The 19747-nt window shown below is 54.3% G+C and carries 12 protein-coding genes and 9 pseudogenes; 9 read left to right on the forward strand and 12 right to left on the reverse strand.

Annotated elements, in window-relative coordinates; all coding sequences use genetic code 11:
- Nucleotides 1–183 precede the first annotated feature (183 nt).
- From B0G81_RS38005 to B0G81_RS38015, 3 genes and pseudogenes are all read left to right on the forward strand, one after another.
- A pseudogene (locus tag B0G81_RS38005) lies at nt 184–765 on the forward strand (acyl-homoserine-lactone synthase); the annotation flags it as partial.
- A 109-nt stretch (nt 766–874) separates the two neighbouring features.
- Nucleotides 875–1582 (forward strand): annotated as a pseudogene (locus B0G81_RS38010) (IS6 family transposase).
- Between the two features lie 145 nt (nt 1583–1727).
- Nucleotides 1728–2780, forward strand: a complete 1053-nt coding sequence (locus B0G81_RS38015) for an IS110 family transposase (RefSeq protein ID WP_134143377.1) — start codon at nt 1728–1730, stop codon at nt 2778–2780.
- Between the two features lie 247 nt (nt 2781–3027).
- Here B0G81_RS38015 and B0G81_RS38020 read toward each other — a convergent pair.
- Nucleotides 3028–3357, reverse strand: a pseudogene (locus tag B0G81_RS38020) (transposase); the annotation flags it as partial.
- A gap of 471 nt (nt 3358–3828) precedes the next feature.
- Between B0G81_RS38020 and B0G81_RS38025 the strand changes: the two are divergent.
- The 3 genes and pseudogenes from B0G81_RS38025 to B0G81_RS38035 all read left to right on the forward strand — a co-directional run bounded on the left by B0G81_RS38025 (nt 3829) and on the right by B0G81_RS38035 (nt 7634).
- Complete coding sequence (locus tag B0G81_RS38025; RefSeq protein WP_134143378.1) at nt 3829–4539, forward strand: autoinducer binding domain-containing protein; 711 nt, start codon at nt 3829–3831, stop codon at nt 4537–4539.
- A 247-nt stretch (nt 4540–4786) separates the two neighbouring features.
- Nucleotides 4787–6109 (forward strand): IS5 family transposase, encoded by a 1323-nt coding sequence (locus tag B0G81_RS38030; RefSeq protein ID WP_134143855.1) that lies wholly within the window; start codon nt 4787–4789, stop codon nt 6107–6109.
- Between the two features lie 165 nt (nt 6110–6274).
- Nucleotides 6275–7634: pseudogene (locus tag B0G81_RS38035) on the forward strand (IS5 family transposase).
- A 71-nt stretch (nt 7635–7705) separates the two neighbouring features.
- Here the strand turns inward: B0G81_RS38035 and B0G81_RS38040 are convergent.
- Entirely contained in the window at nt 7706–8419 is a 714-nt protein-coding gene (locus tag B0G81_RS38040) for an autoinducer binding domain-containing protein (protein ID WP_134143379.1), read from the reverse strand.
- A gap of 1110 nt (nt 8420–9529) precedes the next feature.
- Nucleotides 9530–10125: pseudogene (locus B0G81_RS38045) on the reverse strand (IS66 family transposase); the annotation flags it as partial.
- 62 nt (nt 10126–10187) lie between these two features.
- Between B0G81_RS38045 and B0G81_RS43990 the strand changes: the two are divergent.
- Nucleotides 10188–10346 carry a hypothetical protein gene (locus B0G81_RS43990; protein ID WP_166679171.1) on the forward strand — a complete coding sequence of 53 codons (159 nt, stop codon included), beginning with the start codon at nt 10188–10190 and terminating at the stop codon, nt 10344–10346.
- On the opposite strand, the pseudogene B0G81_RS38050 reads toward B0G81_RS43990, so the two are convergent.
- Nucleotides 10343–10519: pseudogene (locus tag B0G81_RS38050) on the reverse strand (ATP-binding protein); the annotation flags it as partial. The gene B0G81_RS43990 and the pseudogene B0G81_RS38050 overlap by 4 nt on opposite strands.
- Before the next feature lie 1519 nt (nt 10520–12038).
- On the opposite strand from B0G81_RS38050, the gene B0G81_RS38055 reads away from it, so the two are divergent.
- Entirely contained in the window at nt 12039–12443 is a 405-nt protein-coding gene (locus tag B0G81_RS38055; RefSeq protein ID WP_134143380.1) for a DUF4902 domain-containing protein, read from the forward strand.
- A 181-nt stretch (nt 12444–12624) separates the two neighbouring features.
- Here the strand turns inward: B0G81_RS38055 and B0G81_RS38060 are convergent.
- The 6 genes and pseudogenes from B0G81_RS38060 to B0G81_RS45485 all read right to left on the reverse strand — a co-directional run.
- A pseudogene (locus B0G81_RS38060) lies at nt 12625–12897 on the reverse strand (DDE-type integrase/transposase/recombinase); the annotation flags it as partial.
- 38 nt (nt 12898–12935) lie between these two features.
- Entirely contained in the window at nt 12936–14249 is a 1314-nt protein-coding gene (locus B0G81_RS38065; RefSeq protein WP_166679172.1) for an IS110 family transposase, read from the reverse strand.
- 269 nt (nt 14250–14518) lie between these two features.
- Nucleotides 14519–14954 (reverse strand): annotated as a pseudogene (locus B0G81_RS38070) (IS6 family transposase); the annotation flags it as partial.
- 72 nt (nt 14955–15026) lie between these two features.
- Nucleotides 15027–15113, reverse strand: a pseudogene (locus B0G81_RS44215) (IS6 family transposase); the annotation flags it as partial.
- Between the two features lie 87 nt (nt 15114–15200).
- Complete coding sequence (locus tag B0G81_RS38080; RefSeq protein ID WP_243856826.1) at nt 15201–15593, reverse strand: VF_A0006 family four-cysteine protein; 393 nt, start codon at nt 15591–15593, stop codon at nt 15201–15203.
- Nucleotides 15594–16583: 990 nt separating this feature from the next.
- Nucleotides 16584–16718, reverse strand: coding sequence for a hypothetical protein (locus tag B0G81_RS45485; protein ID WP_279590544.1), 135 nt, complete (start codon nt 16716–16718; stop codon nt 16584–16586).
- Between the two features lie 129 nt (nt 16719–16847).
- On the opposite strand from B0G81_RS45485, the gene B0G81_RS38085 reads away from it, so the two are divergent.
- The gene (locus tag B0G81_RS38085; RefSeq protein ID WP_243856827.1) at nt 16848–17468 is read left to right on the forward strand and encodes a hypothetical protein; all 621 of its coding nucleotides are present in this window, start codon (nt 16848–16850) and stop codon (nt 17466–17468) included.
- A gap of 162 nt (nt 17469–17630) precedes the next feature.
- On the opposite strand, the gene B0G81_RS38090 is transcribed toward B0G81_RS38085, so the two are convergent.
- Both B0G81_RS38090 and B0G81_RS38095 read right to left on the reverse strand, forming a co-directional pair.
- Nucleotides 17631–18263 carry a hypothetical protein gene (locus B0G81_RS38090; RefSeq protein WP_134143382.1) on the reverse strand — a complete coding sequence of 211 codons (633 nt, stop codon included), beginning with the start codon at nt 18261–18263 and terminating at the stop codon, nt 17631–17633.
- Between the two features lie 236 nt (nt 18264–18499).
- Nucleotides 18500–19645: a hypothetical protein gene (locus tag B0G81_RS38095; protein WP_134143383.1), complete on the reverse strand. Its 1146-nt coding sequence runs from the start codon at nt 19643–19645 to the stop codon at nt 18500–18502.
- Between the last annotated feature and the right edge of the window lie 102 nt (nt 19646–19747).

Raw genomic sequence — 19747 nt, forward strand, 5'->3', positions numbered from 1 at the left:
CCGGATGTGCAAAAGACAAGATGTAAACACATTTCATCGAATGTAAACAGACCCTAGGCTGTCAAAGTTAACAGTTTCCGGCATTGCCATTTGGGAATGTAATTTCTCACAGGTCGTCAGGGCAAAGGGGTCCAAGGACACGCCCCGATGCTTAACTGTCTGCATCACAATTAGGGGCAAAAAATGAGTAGCTCGCTTTGCGTTGTTGTTCATCGTGGGTCCGAGCTGTCTACTGATTGTCGCCGAAAGCTCGGGAGATATCGACACGACGTGTTCATAAAAGAACTGGGTTGGAGCTTGCCGGACAAATGCGAAGACGCCGAATGGGATCGATATGACACGGATACAACTACCCATGTCGTACTGCAGGACCAAAAAGGGGATGTTCATGGATGCACGCGTCTGATTCCAACCCGAGGTGGCGCCTACATGCTCAGCGAGCTGTTTTCGCACCTGATGCCAGACGATATTCCACTGCCGGATTCCAACCAGGTGTGGGAGCTGTCAAGACTTGCCATATCTGTCGCGCGAGTACCGTCCGTTGACGACGGCCAAAACTACCTACAACGTACGTTACTAACGGCGTTGCTTGCCAAAGCGGCAAATCATGCGTTGCTTCATGGCGTGCAGCGCCTGATTGGCCTGACATATGTTGGCGTCGAAAGGCTTTTGCGCCGGCTGGGGGTACACATACACCGAGCCGGACCTGCGGTTGAAGTTGATGGCCGCATGGTAGTAGCGGGCTGGATCGAACTCGACGAGCAAACTATGCGGGCGCTCTCTGCTGATTCGTCCGTTTGCGGATCTCACCGAGGGTTCCGTCGCAATAAGGCGTTCGGGTATGCTGTCGATTCCGAGGCGAGCGATGGGAGCGATGAAGGAACACCTGAATGGGGCGGTGGCAAAAGTGCTCAAGCGCCTGCACTCACTACCCACTGGACGTGATGTTGCTGTGCGTGCGGTGGTATGTGGCGTATCCGTTGAGCTTGCGCCATCTTGAGGAAATGATGGCCGAGCGCGGTATCCCGGTCGATCATTCGGCCGTGCACCGCTGGGCCATCAAGCTGCTGCCGGTGCTTGAAAAGGCGTTTCGCCGATGCACGCGCACTGTGGGCAAGAGCTGGCGGATGGACGAGACCTATGTGAGGGTCCGGGGCGAATGGCGGTATCTTTACCGCGCGGTGGACAAGGCCGGCCAGACGGTTGATTTCCTGCTGCGGGCCCGTCGTGACAAGACGGCAGCCCGACGCTACTTCGAAAAATCGATCGACCAGAACGGCGAGCCCGAAACCGTGACGGTCGATAAAAGTGGGGCTAATCTGGCTGCGCTGCAGGCCCTGAATGCTGAGCGCGCCGGGCCTATCCGGGTCCGCCAGAACAAGTATCTGAACAATCTGATTGAACAGGATCATCGGGCAATCAAGCGTCGCACGGCTTATGCTGGGGTTCAAGAATTTCCGTTGCGCCCGCATTCTTTTGGGCGGCATCGAGGTCATGCATATGATCAAGAAAGGACAGATGAAAAGCGCAAGGAAAAAGCCGACCCTCTGCTGCCCAGCAGTTCTATTCGCCTGCAACGTAAGCAGTACTCGACATTGCGCTTTCGTTTATCCCGATTCCCTTGTCGACAAAACCATGGTGAGCGCGCAATCAATTAATAGGATGGTCCACCCCTCCCGTTATCGCATAATTACCGGCGGCACGTGGAACTTCCGAGGAGGTGTGCCATGAATCAGCAGCCTGCTAACTCCGCCGTAGTTCGCATGGGCATCGACATCGGCAAATCAACATTCCACGTCGTCGGGCTCGATTTTGCTGGTAAGCCCGTGTTCAGAAGCCGGTTCACGCGGGAACGTCTCATCGAATTTCTCGCCCGTACGTCACCGACAGTTGTCGGGATGGAAGCCTGTCCTGGCAGTAACTGGCTTGCCCGTAAGGCTACCCTCTCCGGGCACGATGTGCGCATAGTTCCCGCACAGTTTGTCAAACCGTTCGTCAAGTCCAACAAGACGGACCTTGTCGACGCAGAGGCGATTGCCGAAGCTATGTCCCGTCCTACCATGCGCTATGCACCGCCGAAGACAGAAGCGCAGCTCGATTTACAAGCGCTACATCGTGTACGGCAGCGATTGGTCTCCAACAAGACGTCCGTCATCAACCAGGCTCGTGCCTTTCTGCTCGAGTACGGTCTCACCATCAGTGTCGGCGCTGCATACTTTATCCGCGACATACCGTCGATTCTTTCTGACGACCAGAACGGCTTGACACCGTCCATGCGCAACTTGCTCCAGGAACTCTGGCAAGAATATCGCTCTATCGAGGCGCGCCTGCTTCAGCTTCGGCATCAAATCGAATCTATCGCCAGCGCAGACGATGCCGCGACGCGACTGACATCAGTGCCGGGCATCGGCCAACTGACGGCGACGGCCATCACCGCTTTCGCCGGCACGGGGACCCAATTCAAATCTGGTCGGCATCTGGCTGCCTGGCTTGGCCTTGTGCCGAAGGAATTCTCAACGGGCGGCAAACAGCGCCTACTCGGTATCAGCAAGCGTGGTAATCCCTATTTGCGCAAGCTGCTCGTTCACGGCGCTCGTTCCTGCGTGTTGCATCTGGACAGGATCAAAGACCACCTTGGTGTTTGGATAGGTCGAATGGAGGCAAAGGGCATGCACCGCAACAAAGTCATCGTCGCACTCGCCAACAAGTTTGCACGAATCGCCTGGGCGGTTCTTACCCGAGAAGGCGCGTTCTATCTTCGGCAACCGCAGCAGCAATAGGAGTTTCTCTCACAGTCTTCCAAGTTTGCTTGCCTGCACCTGATGACGAAACAGCGCAACGGCGTTCAGTAAACCCGGGACAAAAAAAGCGGCGTTCGGGGCCGGTCCAATTTGTTGGGAACCGGGCGCGCATATCCCATCATGGCCTTGCCGCCAAAAGCGGCTGACTCGCGAGAGGCCGGATACATTTACGCAAACTGCTTCGTTTGCCAGTGCTCGCTTGCAAAACCGGGGTGGACCATACATTTTTTGCCCGACCGTACTCCACTGCTTCGCGGAGGATTTTCACTTCCACTGTCTTCTTTCCCAGCAGTCGCTGCAGTTCACGAATCTGCTTCATGGCTTCAGCCAGGTCCGATGCCGGCACCGCCTGCTCACCGGCGCTCACTGCCGACAGGCTGCCGTCCTGATAGAGCTTGCGCCGCGCGAACACCTGATTCGCATTCACCCGATGACGACGGGCTACCCCGGAAACGGTGGCTCCGGGTTCGAAGGTTTCACGCACAATCGCCAGTTTCTCTTCAACCGAGCGGCGTCGGCGCTGCTCTGGCTGGGTCAGAACCTCGACGGGTTCCATGTTGTTAGTTGTAGGCTTAAACATAGTCGGAAGACTACCTCAAAGTTAAGCGTTACCCAGTGTCCGGTTGGCAGGGGCCGGCCCAGGTACTTCGGGATTCTCACCTGGGTGCCCTACTCACTTCCATCTTCCTGTAAAGGTTAACAGCTACCATCTTTCCTCTCGCGGGCTTGTAATCTATTCACGATCATTACTGGAGCGCGACCTATGAAAGCGCGATGATGCTATATCAACCCTATATTTGAGAAATCCAGTTATCGGACTACCCTTTGGTGCGCGGAACCCTAGTGCCTCACGGAGAGCTCAAGAGCGCCTTCCTGGTTCGATCTCTTGGTCGCTCATCAGGGTACTACCACGTGTGTCTTTTTGTTTCCAGAGATGCGAAGGGAGTTCAAATAATAATAGATCGTCTTTCCCACGTGCAACGACGCGAAAAGGCATCCTGTCCACACCGCGAATTTGAGGCCATATATGCGACCGTCTGTCGTCCGCGACGTTTCTCAAGAGTATTTTACGGCGGAGCTTTATGGGGCCCGTCCCATTCTAAGCGAATTACAAAACATAATTAGCTTCGATTACTTCTGCTACATTCTTAGAGCAAGCGTTCCTGTATCTTGTCCGAAAATAGCTATATTCTGCACGTATCCCGAGTCCTGGATCAAAAAGTACCAGCAGTCTGGTTACGCAAAAATTGACCCGATAATGCATTTTCGCGGCGAAGCAGGAGATTGCTTGCAATGGAGCAGTCAGCGTCTAGCAAGCTCGTCGGATTTTTTGACCGATGCCCGGAATCATGGACTCGAAGGTGGGGTTACATTCTCCTTTCCCGCGATCACTGGTGTCTCCGCCCTTGTGTCACTGGCCCGCCGCAGTGGCGACTTCACCGATCCAGAAGTAAAAGGCGTTCGTCTTTCCTTGTTCTCAATGGAAGCCCAACTTAGAGGAGTGTTTTATCGACTACTTTCAAATAAAAAAAGCTTTTTCCCAAATATTTCCCTGAGTGGGCGCGAGCAGGATGTTCTAAAATACACAGCTGATGGAAGAAAGGCTGAGGAAATCGCAGAACTTCTTTACGTAACGACGTCAACTGTTCATTTTCATATACAGAACGCGATAAACAAGTTGGAAGCGAAAAACAAGACGGAAGCCGCAATTAAGGCTGCGCTGTGGGGGTTAATATAGCGTTCCCGGTACCCGACCTTTCGCTTGGACATTGTTGCATAAATCGAATCGTAGGCTAACGACGGTTCTGTCGCAGCAGTAAGACGGGTGCGGATTCGCGAGAACTATATAATTAGGTTTACTTAGTCGAACCTGAACAATCCGGTGAGCCTTATGCGGCATGGCTTTGGAGCCGAAATGGTGTTGTGGGAATTGCAGAGACCTGGCATATTGGTGCGTGAATCCTGCAAATCCTGGCGAGGTGCAGATGGGTCCGAAGACGCCTGTGCCGGAACAAGACTTCTTCCGGCAACCGCTGCGAGAACAGATCAACCTTAAGCATCCGCTGGTGCGCCTGACTGATCTGATCAACTGGGAGCGGCTGGACGCATCGATGAGCGAGAGCTTCGTGTCGCACAAGGGGCGACCGGCAACGTCGCCGCGCCTGGTTGCCGGGCTGCTGTATCTGCAGCACGCGTTCGACCTGTCCGACGAAGAGGTGATCTGGCAATGGGTGGAGAACCCTTATTGGCAGGTGTTCACTGGCGAAACCTATTTGCAGACCGAGCCGCCGATCGACCCATCGAGCCTGACTCGCTGGAGGAAGCGCCTGGGCGAAGCCGGCGTTGAGGAGTTGCTGGCCGAGACGATCGAAGCGGCCAGGCGTGCCGGCGTGATCAAGGCGTCGAGCGTGAAGCGCGTGATCGTTGACACCACAGTTATGGAGAAAGCGATTGCCCATCCAACCGACTCACGATTGCTTGAGCGGTGTCGCGAACATCTGGTCAAAGCCGCAGCGCGGCACGGACTGAAGCTCAGGCAGAACTACAACCGGGAAGCACCACGGCTTGCATTGCAGATTGGCCGCTACGCTCATGCGAAACAGTTCAAGAGGATGAGAAAGTCGTTGCGCACGCTGCGCTCCCGGGTCGGGCGGGTCATGCGCGACGTAGAGCGGCAGGCCGGCCAGGTGGCCGAAGGCGGCCGAGCGGCACTGCTGGAGCTGATTGCGCGCACGAAACGCATCCTGTCGCAAAAGCCGAAGGACAAGAACAAGCTCTATGCGTTGCACGCGCCGGAAGTCGAGTGTCTGGCCAAGGGCAAGGCACGCACTCCTTACGAGTTCGGCGTGAAAGTTTCCATCACGACGACACACAAGGAAGGGCTGGTGATCGGCATGCGCTCGATGCCGGGCAATCCGTACGACGGGCACGCACTGGCTGAAGCGCTGGAACAGGCAGCGATCCTGAGTGACACGAAGCCCGAGGTGGCAATCGTGGATCGCGGCTACAAGGGTGTCGCCGTCGACGGCGTGAAAATCTACCACCCGGGTTTGCGACGCGGCATCACACGCACACTACGCGCGATGATCAGGCGGCGCAGCGCAATCGAACCAGCCATCGGCCACATGAAGGCAGACGGAAAACTTGATCGGAACTGGCTCAAAGGCGCGCTCGGCGATGCGATGCACGCGGTGCTGTGCGGCGCCGGCCACAACCTGGGGATGATCCTGAGGAAGCTGCGGCTTCTTTGCGTCTTCGTTCTCGCCGTTCTGATCAACCGCCAGGTTGCCGCCGACGTGATGGTCTGACGCCGGTGGCGCGAGAAACGATTTGTTCAGGGCCGACTACTTAGTCGACCCTGAACAAACTGCAGAGCCTTCTACAGTGAGGCTTTGAGTGCGAAATGGTGTTGTGTGAATTGCAGGGACCTGGCATATTGATGCGTGAATCCTGCAATTCCTGGTGAGGTGCAGATGGGTCCGAAGACGCCTGTAACTGAACGAGATTTCTTCCGGCATCCGCTGCGCGAACAGATCAACCTGAAGCATCCGTTGGTGCGACTGGCCGAACTCATCAACTGGGAACGGCTGGGCATGTTGATGAGCGAGAGCTTCGTGTCCAGCAAAGGTCGACCTGCGAGTTCGCCCCGCCTGATTGCCGGGTTACTGTATTTGCAGCACGCGTTCGATCTGTCTGACGAAGAGGTCGTCTGGCAATGGGTGGAGAACCCATATTGGCAGGTGTTCACGGGCGAAACGTACTTGCAGACCGAGTCGCCGATCGACCCGTCGAGCCTGACGCGCTGGCGCAAGCGGTTGGGCGAAGCCGGTGTTGAAGAGTTGCTGGCCGAGACGATCGAAGCCGCCAGACGCGCCGGCGTGATCAAAGCATCGAGCGTGAAGCGCGTGATTGTAGACACGACGGTCATGCCGAAGGCGATTGCCCATCCAACCCATTCGCGATTGCTCGAACGGTGTCGCGAACGTCTGGTGAAGGGCTGCGGCCCGCAACGGCCTGAAGCTGCGGCAGAACTGCAACCGCGACGCGCCGCGTCGGGGGTTGCAGATTCGCCGCTACGCGCACGCGAAGCAGTACAAGCGGATGAGAAAGGCATTGCGCACGCTGGGTTCGCGCGTTGGACGGGTGATGCGCGATGTGGAGCGACAGGTCACCCAGGTAGCGGAGTCAGGCCGTGTGGCCTTGCAAGAACTGGTTGACCGCACGAAGCGGATTCTCTCGCAGAAGCCGAAGGACAAAACCAAGCTCTACGCGCTGCATGCACCGGAAGCTGAATGTCTGGCCAAAGGCAACGCGCGTACGCCCAATGAGTCGGCGTGAAAGTGTCGATCACGACGACGCACAAGGAAGGACTCGTAGTTGGGATGCGCTCGATGCCGGGCAGTCCGTACGATGGTCACACGCTGGCCGAAGCGCTGGAGCAGGCGGCGATTCTGAGCGACGTGACGCTGGAAGTCGCCGTCGTAGATCGCGCGGCTACAAGGGTGTCGCCATCGACGGCGTGACGATCTACCACAGGGGTTTGCGGCGTGGCATCACGCGCGGACTACGCGGCGAAGGGCGATCGAGCCTACCATCGGTCACATGAAAACAGACGGAAAACTCGATCGCAACTGGCTCAAAGGCGCGCTCGGTGACGCGATGCAGGCAGTGCTGTGCGGCGCCGGCCATAATCTGCGGATGATCTTCAGGAAGCTGAGGCTTCTATGCGTCCTCGTCCGCATCGCCTTGCTAAGCCATCGCGTCGCCGCCGTGCAACAGCATGAGTTGGGCGGTCGACGAAACGAATTGTTCAGGGTCGACTATGTAGTTTGATGCTCGTGATTCTGACGCGCTTTTCGCGATCAATTTGCAATAATTCACCGAAGATTTTTTTGCAAAAAATTCTAATTAATCAGACCGATTAGTGCAGCTTTCACTACTGCCTGAGTTTTATTAGTAGAGTGAAGTTTTTGCAAACTGTTGTTGATATGAAAATTTACGGTGCGATCAGCTATCTTGAGGATTAGTCCAATTTCGTGCGCAGTTTTTCCTTCTGCTGTCCAGCGAAGCACTTCGCGTTCTCGAAAGGTTAATTTTTCGTTAGCTTCAGGAATGTACTTCGGTGCGAGTAGTTCGCTCATTAGCGTGTGTGCTGTCCAAGACAGGATGCTTAGACTGCCTCTTAATGCAAAAGCCTCAGCTTCAGTAACGCAACTCGTGGGCCGAGCTAAGGTCAATAACCCAATAACATTGAATGGTGCCAAGGAGGAATGTGCGACGCCGCCGGCAATGCCAAATTCTCTGGCCTCGTCCCATAACCCTTGGGCTTTAGAAAATAAGCTGTCTGACCAGACAATAACGTCAGTGCTTTGTAAGCCTGCTTGGACGGTAGGGTCTATGTTAACATAGCCCTTTTCCTTGTAGTTTGCCATCCAGCCTGCCGGATATGTATCGAGAATTAGTGTTTTTGGTTGGGAAATCGGGATGGGAAATCGAATTCCGTAACAACAATAATCAAAACCTAATTCCTTAGCCTTATCAGAAATATTTCTGAAGAGAGTAACCTCATCCACGTCGCCACAAAACTTATCCAACAGAGAGGACAAATATTGATTCATTTTGAACTCCGCTGGGGAGAATTAGTTTGACTGTTGAGAAAAAGTTTTAAAACATTTCCATTTCGGGAATTGCTGGACACGACTTCTCACAAAGCGAGCGGGCGATGAGTAGATCCATGACAGTATCGCTATCTACTGAGTAGACTATTCGCACCATGAGAGTCACCGTCGACCGAACAAGCGTTCGCCGATGGTTAATTGAGTTCTGCCTGACCAAGCTCTGCTTCCCGTCGATGTAAGGGAAGCCCCCCAACCGATCTGACATTCGCGGCGCGGAACGCTGTGCTATTGCGTGATTTCCAGATAGTCCGTAGAGCAAGCAAACCGGTAAACGGTCGTTGTAAGTTTCGCCGGTTAGGGAGTTACAACGAGACCGCGCCGATCGATGATCGCCAGAGTCTCGACCGTTCGGTTCTGTCGTCCGATCGTACGGTCTAACCTGCCCCGCCTCGAGGCGTGGCTTTATCTGCGATTCACGTAGTTGTGAGACGAGGCGCACCGATGAAATATTTTCCACCGCCGCGGCACTGACATGTCCGTCAGTGGCGATGAGGAGCAGTGCACGTTGCATAGCAGTTTGTCGCACATCCACACCTTACAATCTGAAATAAATATCGACTGCTATATGTCTGATGTTTGGTTAAAACCGGCCCAAAGTCAACTATAAAAAGCATCATTTACGACTGAAAATGGCATTCATATTTGTGAGGTTGTGTCGGAACTATTCAAATTTGGTTGATTTAAAGGTGGCTTTGGGAATTCGACAGTTCGTTGAATGGCAAAGCTCGGGCGTGAGTCGATCGCAATGGCCGGCGACAAGCAGCCAGAAGATGCCGAAAAGGAAACCGACGGACACACTCGCCGGCGTTCAATGCAAAGGTGGCACTGGCGGGGCGCTGTAGGCGAAACATCGAAAGAAGTGGAACCGGTCTGCACCGCACTTTGCTAGCATGTGTGCGTCCGCAATAGAAGCAGATTGCAAAAGAAAAGCCGTATCAGATTAAAAGCGGCTATCTTCAAGCGTTAGGCGTGGGTGCGAGCGCGGCGGGTCCGACGCCCGCAATGGTGTTTTCCGTGAGGAGCACACAAGTTGAAACGATACGAGCGGTTAGCGGCCCCGCGTTCGCCGCCGCTGTCAGAACCGAAGTGCAGGAAGTTTTTTCGGCCGAGAGCGACGGCACGTAAAGCGCGTTCGGCTGCGTTGTTGTCGATTTCCACGGCGCCGTCATCGACGTACAGCGTGAGCGCCGCCCACTGATTCAGCGCGTAGTTGATAGCTTTGGCGGTATCGCCTTTCTGCGACACCGTGCCCAATGTCGAGCGCAGCCAGATCTCGAAGGCATCGAGTAGCGGACGAGCCTGCTCCTGCCTGACACGTCTTCGTTCGTCCGGTGGCTTGCCGCGAATCGCGGCCTCAATTGCGTACAGTTCGCCGATCCGGTGTAACGCTTCAGTGTTGACCTCGTTTCTGTGCGCGACGAACAGATCGTGGAATTTGCGGCGCGCGCGTGCCATGCATGCCGCCTCACGCACATCACCACCCTCGTAGATCGCGTTGTACCGCGCGAACGCATCGCGGCCTGCAACGTTCCCCTGAAGTCCTTCAGATGGGCCTGATATTCACCAGCCCTTGTGGGACTTTATGCGAAGCAGACCGCTGGCGCGTCCTTTGAGCCAGCCGGCCGGTCATCCCGAACGTACGTCCAGTGAGGTAGGCTGAAGAAAGTGGAGATCAATGTTTCGTAGAATGAGCGAAAACGGAGATCAGATGAATCGAGTACCGAAGGGCAGCTACACGAAGGAATTCCGCGAGGAGGCGGTGAAGCTCGTTCTTGTCGATGGGCTAACCTCGGATGGTCACTTCACACTCCCCCACTTGTGGTCGCGCAAACTCCCCACCTGGCAGCAGGACAAGGTTGGTTTTTAGCTCGCTTTGGTTTTGCGCGCAAGGGTTTCAGCGGCCTCCTTCAGGCGGTAACTTCGGCCGTCGAATTCTGGCGAGTGGCAGTGATGCATGAGTCGATCGAGAATCGTGCTGCTCATCGTGTTGTCGCCGAGGTAGGCGCCCCAGTCCTGGACGATGCGGTTGGACGTGACCACGCTCGGAAGCTGGGACGATGTCGATCACAAGGACTTTGCCGGCGGACCACGTTCACTCTCATGAATCAGTACCGCTCTTCGGTGGCACCGTTTCGTTTCCCGCCGGACCAGGCTGGAGAGAATATCCGTTTCAATGCCAGCTCTTACAACTTAGGCGCATAACCTTTTCCGCTCAGCCGTCGTGAGCCTGTCACGGCGATATTTGCCATTTCGACCCTCTTGGTCACCAAAATAGGTGTCCAATGGCAGTTCAACTTCGGGCTACTCACCAAGTAATCTATAGCATATCGCCTTTGCTCATCCCTCTTTTCCCCGTTGCGACACAACCACCGGAAGCGGTCCCCGCCCACTTCGATGGTGGTCAAATGGATTCACTTGTGGCTTCACAATGTTCCTTAAACTCGGTCGCGCTCTCGTCTGTCGGATTATTTTCAACCGTTCCCAATACGCGTTTTCGATGATATCGTAACAAGTTGGAATATCAGAAATTAAACGGGGCAGCTATGGAAGCTGCGCCCCCAAATATTTTTAATACGCTTCGTCCGTTCGTAGGAATTCAAAGATATTACGCCTCTTGAGGCAGCCAGCTTCATTCTGGTGAATTGGCAGAATGTACATTGGGACAGGGGCGTCGGCGAAGCATTCAACGCACTATGATGTCAAAATGTAGCATTTTTTATAGCCTACCTGGCGCGCAAATTTGGCAATATGCAAACAGGGCCACTGAATTCGACCGTCTAATGGGCATAACGCATTTAGGAAATACGGTCATTCAGGAAACACTAAAATATTTGACCGAATACAGGTATTTCGGGGACTGGACATTATGACTTCAATTAGTTTATGCCGGCGCAACGTTATTACACGCCTAGCGACGAGCTGGTTTGCGAGTTATTGTCGACGGTAGGCCTTGCCTGATTTGAAGAGTTCGCACCACCTACGACAATGTATATCGTGTTGCGTTTTAAAAATCGATTACGCCAAAATAACACGACACATATGTGAAATTCGACGGCGGATGATAACGATCTGCAATAACACAAGGCCCCTTCATAGGACTTCCATTCTATCCTGCACAAGCCAACCTTGGATTTCTGCAACAATCCAAATTTTTCCGCTTGAATTTATACCCATCGCCACCCAAATCCATGGAAAACGATTAATCAGCGCGACGATGCTGACAATGTTGGCATTTTTTATCGACCCACATCTTGTTCAATGCGATAACCGAGCGAGTCTCTGGTCTTGACTGACGGGTCTCCCCCGCGCCCGATGGGACGTCGTTTTTCCGTTGTATGGGAGAAGGCTTGCGTAGCGATCCGTTCCAAAGTATGCTGATCGCGTAGATTGGTAATTGTGCATGATGTGCGGCACTGTTTGATTCACTAGATCGCTTTGTTCGGCATGACATTCAAGTGTGATATCAAACGGAATTTTCTGCCCAATACCGGGCCCTTAACCCTGCGAACTGGTTTTTAAACGGCAAGCCAAATCCTACTGGGTTGAATAAAATATCGCCATGTTCCTTACTCTGTGTCCTGACGGCTATATTCGCGTGCTGGAAGGCAATCTCGATGAAGTTCAACTTTTTCATTTGTGTTCGGGCAGAGATGACTCGCTTGCCGCCGAATTACGCTCGACAAACCCCAGCGTTCTGGTCGCTGGATTCACGGAGTGGTCTTTTGGTGAGCGCGGTCGACAACCGGTGATCTCGATCGCCTGGGACTGGTATTTAGAACTCGCCGATAGCATACCTAAGATCTACGGGACCGACGTGCGGAGTAATCTGATGATTGTGAGATCAAACGGGGAGGATGCTGGATTTAAGGCAACTACTCAACGATTGTTGGTGCTGGTTCAACGTAGCCAGTGGCAACGCGCCGTCTTTGCTTGCGCGTACTCGGATTGTGGTGCAAGACACTGAAAGGAGCGCTATGAACTTGGGTATCTCGGATTTTGAAAACAGGATTGAGCGATTCAAGGCCCGCGAGATATGGCATTAAACTTTCTTCGCGGCGAGACGATTGCGGACTAGCAGGCTGCGGAAATACAGGTTTTGTCGATAAGGGAATCGGGATAAACGAAAGCGCAATGTCGAGTACTGCTTACGTTGCAGGCGAATAGAACTGCTGGGCAGCAGAGGGTCGGCTTTTCCTGCGCTTTTCATCTGCCCTTTCTTGATCATATGCATGACCTCGAAGCCGTCCAAAAGAATGCGGGCGCAACGGAAATTCTTGAACCCCAGCATAAGCCGTGCGACGCTTGATTGCCCGATGATCCTGTTCAATCAGATTGTTCAGATACTTGTTCTGGCGGATCCGGATAGGCCCGGCGCGCTCAGCATTCAGGGCCTGCAGCGCAGCCAGATTAGCCCCACTCTCTCCATGAACCCTCCCGCATTCGGTGGGTTTTTACGTTAGTGAGCGACGCCGGGGAGCGGCACCAGTTCGCGCCCCAGCTCCCTGGCTAACCGCTTGAGGGCTTGCTCTTTGGTTTTGCGGACCTGTTCCTCGTAGCGCGCGAGTCCCTTTTCAACGTAGTCGTCACCTTTGACCATCACACGCCAGAACCAGGCGGCCAGCTTGCGCGCGAGCGCCTTGGTCGCCACCAGGCCACCGCGGTGTGCCGCAAGACGGCGATAGAAACCACCCAGCGCAATATCGCGGCTACGTATCAGGCTTTGCGCGATCATGCAGAACAGCCGTCCGGTCCGGTTGCGTCCGCGCTTGACGCCTTTCCTGCGTTTGCCGCTATCGTGGCTGCCCGGTGCCAGTCCTGCCCAGGCGGTGAAGTGTTTTTCCGTGGGCCAGACGCTCAGGTCGGTACCCACCTCACCGATGAGTTGCAGCACGCCGTAGGACGACAGTGCGGGCAGCTTCGTCAGATCCCGTCCGCCACACATCTGGGCCAGGATCTCGCGCAGCCTGGTGATTTCCGGGGCGTTGACGCCGGTCCGTCGGGTGGACCTGGGCAGCGGCGGTTGGGTGTCATCGTGCGGCGGCAGCACGGCGGCGATGCGTTCGTCGCAATCGGCGATGAGTTTCTGGTAGTGGTCCCAGGATTGCAATGCCTGAGCGAGCGCGAAGATGTGCTCGTCGGCCCAGGTGCCCCGCAGGGCCTCGATCACGGCCTGTTCCTTTTTGCGGCGGATCTGCACGTCGCACAGTGCCACCAGGGCCTCGGGGGAACGCTCGCCGGCCACGATCGCGCGTGCCACCGCCAGGCCACTGACGCCGGCCAGGGACGAGATGACGTCATGCAGTTTGATGTTCATGCGCTCGAGCGCCTTTTGCATCAGTTGCACACAGCTGGCGGCGGCCGCCACGTGATCGGCGCGCAGACGCAGGTAGTCCTGCAGCCGGCGGATGTCAGCCGGTGGCACGAAGCCGGCGTGCAGCAGGCCATGCATGTGCAGCGTGGCGCCCCACTGGCTGTCCGCCATGTCGGTCTTCCTGCCTGGCAGGTTGCGCGTCTGCCGGCCATTGACCATGCGCACTTCCAGACCGGCGCTTTCCAGCACCCCATACAACGGCATCCAGTACACGCCGGTCGCTTCCATCGCGACCGAATGCACGCCCTGTGCGAGCAGCCAGTCGCGCAACGCGTGCAGCTGCGAGGTCACGGTGCCGAACACTTCCGGCCTGTTGCCGCCCACTGAAACATGCATGTGTTCGCTGCCGACGTCCACGAACGCCGCTAGCGGATCGAGCATGGAAAGTTCTTGTGACATGGTGAACCTCCGCATTGGGGCATCACAATGCGCGCGGCGGCCCTGGCCCGGTCACGTCATAGGAAAAACAAATCTCTCCAGCGGGAAGCAATGCTCACCAGAATGTGCGACTGATCATGACCGGAGCCATGCTCTTATACAGGCAATCCGACAGTTGTCCGATGCACCAGAGCGGGACGCAGCTACGCTGCCAGGAACCACTACGCGTTATGTAAGGATAGGCGACCGCTGGTTCATGGTCCGTATGCGGCTTTCGACGAAAACTGGCTGCTTTTATCGACCGTCACGGTTTCGGGCTCGCCGTTCTGGTCGATCGATTTTTCGAAGTAGCGTCGGGCTGCCGTCTTGTCACGACGGGCCCGCAGCAGGAAATCAACCGTCTGGCCGGCCTTGTCCACCGCGCGGTAAAGATACCGCCATTCGCCCCGGACCCTCACATAGGTCTCGTCCATCCGCCAGCTCTTGCCCACAGTGCGCGTGCATCGGCGAAACGCCTTTTCAAGCACCGGCAGCAGCTTGATGGCCCAGCGGTGCACGGCCGAATGATCGACCGGGATACCGCGCTCGGCCATCATTTCCTCAAGATGGCGCAAGCTCAACGGATACGCCACATACCACCGCACGCACAGCAACATCACGTCCAGTGGGTAGTGAGTGCAGGCGCTTGAGCACTTTTGCCACCGCCCCATTCAGGTGTTCCTTCATCGCTCCCATCGCTCGCCTCGGAATCGACAGCATACCCGAACGCCTTATTGCGACGGAACCTCAGCGGATACCCACATGCCAGCGCCCACACATCAGAATCACTAGCGGGTAGCGCAACCGCTTGAGCACGCAGGCGACTGCCGGACTTACACTCTGCATCATCGGTCAAATCGGTTGGTCTAGTTCACTACGGCATAGCAGTCTACCTTATTGCGGCAAAACTGTCTGAAGGCCCTGTGGGACCGCTCAGAGGTTACCCTGTCGGGAGCAGATTGAGACGACCTGCCGGATGGCGAACGAGTCCCGAACTCCGGGCAGGTTGTTGATGAGGCAGGCGTAATAGGTCTGTTCACGGGGTAAGAGCATCGCGCCATTGCGGTAGAACTTATCGCAGGCGCTTCTGAGCAAGCTGGCGCTTTCGCTACTATCACTGTTTCGCAATGACTGAAGGACACATTGGTCATACGGCGTGTCGCGGCCGGAAGCGGACGCCACCAGTGGCGTGGCAAGTATCAAAGTGAGCAGCGAGAGGGTAATCCGACGCATGGCGTTCTCCGGAAATGGATGGGGCAAGTGTTGCATCAATTCAATACTTGCGATCATGATCGCGGCATCCATGAGCCGCTTGAAGCCGAGCATGGCTTTGCTCCGGGACTTCTTGTTTCTACGACCGTGCTCAAAGAGGTTGCGCTAATACTTGGGAGGACCGTACTTTCGCGTCCTTCGCTGGCGTGACGGATTCCCGCACATAACGCCGCACACAGCGTAAGATCGTCACGTGTGACGGTAACAAACACGGCTTCGTCTTTATCTCGACCAGATCGCACAACTGAGCCAGTAACGAGGGGACCCGCAAACACACAATGATCGCCTCACAGTCAGACTGACACCCTACCAATAACTCACCCGTGCTGTTTAGCTTTCCCATCATCGCTCTCTATTCGATTTGACCGGCACTTTAATGAATTCGCCATTGCTACCTGCGCCAGAGTTGCAAGGCGCATGTTGCGCACGGCGCCGTCTCCATGTACCAACGCTTATGGACTTGTGTCAATGAGACGAGTCCAGAAGATCACGGGTCAAGACTATGCCTTGCCACGGGGTTTGCTGGACAGTGGGAAGTAGACGAGGTGCAGTAGCCAATGGACCGGCATCGTCGCCCGAGAACCGTACAGCCATAGGGGTGCGTCGTATCTCATCCCTGACAATGAGAAATCCCCGTTACTACTGCCCAGATACCAATCCCAAGCCTGTGACGCGACCGTCCCGTCCCGGCCTCGATGGAATATCCACACGGTGTACGCCGCGATTCGAATTTTGATGAACTCCGAGCTTAATGCGTACTGTACGCCGCGTCGCCCTTGCCAGAGCAAAAAATGCGAAAACTGAAGCCACATCCGCTTGTCTTCTAGCAAGCGGATGTGGCCGTCTTCACACGAAGATAATAGCATGATGATCTCTGTCGCAACTCGCTGGGCCCATCCAACGAATGTCGGAAGGCTTCTTCGATAATGTTAAAAAATTGTGGGCGGCGGAAAACTTGAGGGTGTTGGTATCGGTCTGCAACGTATGCCATCAACCTTGTCTAGCGAAAACTCAGTTTTTGCAATCCCAGCGGAAACTTCATTCTTATGCCAAACATGATGCAAAGCTCTCGCCGTCGTCTGCTCCGGATTTGCGGTACATCAGTTGCAATCCTTCATTTCCTTCATTTAGCTTATCAATAAGTTGGCCTTTCAGGCTATCAAATTGGAGTGCGCTCACGGATAGACTTCTGTATAAAGGATTTTGTTCAACAGTCCCAACGGGCCGAATATGGAAGTACGACGCTGGGGATGTTTTCAATCTAAACCTGAGCCGCCGGATTTTATCTATCATTTTTGGTAGCGATTTATGACACCACTGACGAAACACTACGAAGCACCTCTGACGCCCCTGGAGCGGGTTCTGCGATCGCCGTCCATACCCGAGCCGACTAAACGGAGGTTGCGTGCGCGGTTCCGCGCGCTCGATCCACTCGATCTGTTGCGCCGCATGCGCGAAGCACAGCAGCGCGTCGCGCAATGCAGTGCATCCGGCACGGCGTCGGAAGAAACACAAACGGCTGGTCCGATTCCCCTTCCCCTCGCTGACTTCCTGGCGAGTCTTGGAACAGCATGGCACGACGGAGAGGTTCGAGCGACGCATCCCCGAAAGGCGCGCGTCGCACATACCTGGCGCAGCCGCGAAGATCCGTTCGAGCATACATGGCCGACCATACAGCAATGGCTTGAAAGCGAGCCCGGTATTACGGCCAGGAAGCTGCATGAACGTGTCGTCGCCATGGCTCCAGCGATGTATTCCGGCAGCCCAGCTGCGCACCCTGCAGCGCCGAGTGAAGGCATGGCGCTCGAACCGCGCGAGGGAACTGGTGACCAGGATACTCGGTGGTGCGGACGCTGTGAAGGCTGGCGCCGCTACGCAGCACCAGCCTTCACCGCAAAACAATCAATAGCGACAATTACGCGGGAGTAACATCATCCCGTTAGGCAACACGGGCGGCCATCGTAATTGACAATCTACACTTAGCGGTCAGAATCCGATGCAAGGCCGCGATAGTCCTCTTCATGTCCTCTTAACCGGTGGGAATACTAGCACCGCCCCTGCAATCTGACGCAGCTCGCGTCAATCATGCACCTATGTATCTCGAGTGAACTTAATGGCGTCCTGCGTCCCACTTCGTATTGCCTCCGCAGCCCGATATTTAAAAAAACTCTCCTTAAACCCCATGATGTCGCATACGCTTTCTCCCTTCTCAACATTCAGAAGCCATCTGGTCTCATTTTCTTTTGGGACATTGTGCTCCTTTTTAAGCGGCTGGACAACAATATCTCTTTCATCCTTTGATTTACTCAGCAATATTCCCGATGTCAACAGTTCCACCTTCTGCGGATTAAAAATTATTGAAAATATAGATTTCTTGTAGTAGAAACCCGTTATAGGCATATATACACTTAATTCGCTTATTTTTTCAAGTCTCGCAGGCCTGTTGCTGTTTCCAACCGCCCTGTCAGCGAATTTATAATAATATGATTTTTTGTGAATATGTTTTATCCATTGCCCCTCCACAACAGTGCCAGCTTTTGCATTCCAATACCAGTACATAATCGGTCTAACCGTAATATTGTCCGCAGTGACAGGTGTTTCGCCGCTCACGGTAACCGGCACATCTTCGTGCGATTGCGGTCTTGCTATAGCAACCGGTCGTAAGACCAAATCAGCGTCACCGGCAAGCGGTTCAGTCGCACTCTCGGTAAGAGAAGATCTCATAAGAATTTCCGGATACCTGAATCTGGTTATTGATGCGTTGACGAACTATTTTCGTCCAACCCGTTTCCTGTCTTGGGTAGCTCTTTCGGCTCGACGACTGAAGGAGTAGCCGCTGCTGTGTTTCTGGGGTGTGGATATGCATCCGCTTGTCATAGAACTAATGTCACTTGCACCGTTGGCAAATATTACAATTTGCATTCTCTGTTACGTCCAGCCCCTACACGCAAATTCACGCTCTACACGTCGGAAAAGACGTCCGTACCGGGCCCCTCATCGACAGACCAAGGCTCGTCAAGCATATCAATTTCGACTTTACAGATGTTGCCATACTGATCATATATCGCAAACTTAGGATCAAAGCTCCGAAGCTTCGCACTGCCGAAACGGCCGGCGTCTTTTTGACGGGTAATTAGTATTTGGAAGCTTCCCGCGCGTCGTGCATCGTCCGCGCCAATGGGAATCGGAATTTTTACGTAAAAAGCCCAATTTTTCCTGCCCAGCAACCTGTAACTTTTATCACCATCCTTATACACATCGCCCGCATCTCCGGGATTTATATTATAAGCATAATATGCAAATGTATAAGTACGATTTATATAATATCGCGCAAGCCAGTCCAGATCATTGTCAAAATATTGCCTTTTCAGGGACGTAAGCTCGCCATCGGTCTTTCCCGTTCCAATAAATTTGGATTTTACAAATGCCTTATCTGCGGCGGTCGGGCGGACGTAGATGCGTTTGCATGCATAGTCGAGATCCGGTTCATGCTGGACATAACCAACGCGAAAGGACTCCGCCTTCTCCCAATTCGACGATTTATACTGACAATCGCTTGCATGATAGACAATAGGCTTTTTTGACCGGAAAGAGACTTGTGAAGCCATACTCTGGTTCAGTCTCGAGGTACTTATTACCTTGCCTGAGGTCGTTTCGACCTGTATAGCAACCTGAATCGTTTTGCCGCCTGCCGGCTGGAGGGCGTAGACGTAGAAATCGAAGAACCTTAAGCCTTCCACGCCAGCTGGCTGCTCGGCAACCATACGTCGAACACCGAACCTTTCCGGTATTGCGTCGAATTCATTGGGCGAGTCAGAATAGTACCATCCATCGACCACCGCGGCATTACCTTCTGATTCTCTTGTCAGCTCACTTCCGTTGCTAAAGTCGATCAGCTTTATTCGTTTTCTGATCTCGTCGTCCTCAAGCTCACTGTGAGGAATCGGCTGCCGATTTTTATCGATCGGCAAAATGTAGACCATTACGCGTATTTTGTTTAACCCATTACTGTATATGGGACACTCGCCACCGGTGTCACTCCATGTCGGCGCTATGTAGAAGCGGGAGACACCATCCCATTCAGTCAGCGATTCTTCAGGTTTCATCTCTTTGATTCCTCTGCGATGCGACAAATTATTACAACCATTAAGAAAACTGGTTGAAGTCGAATATTGATGATTCACCGCAGCTCATTTTTGGAATTGAAA

The sequence above is a fragment of the Paraburkholderia sp. BL6665CI2N2 genome (assembly GCF_004366535.1).
In the GTDB taxonomy this organism is placed as follows: domain Bacteria; phylum Pseudomonadota; class Gammaproteobacteria; order Burkholderiales; family Burkholderiaceae; genus Paraburkholderia.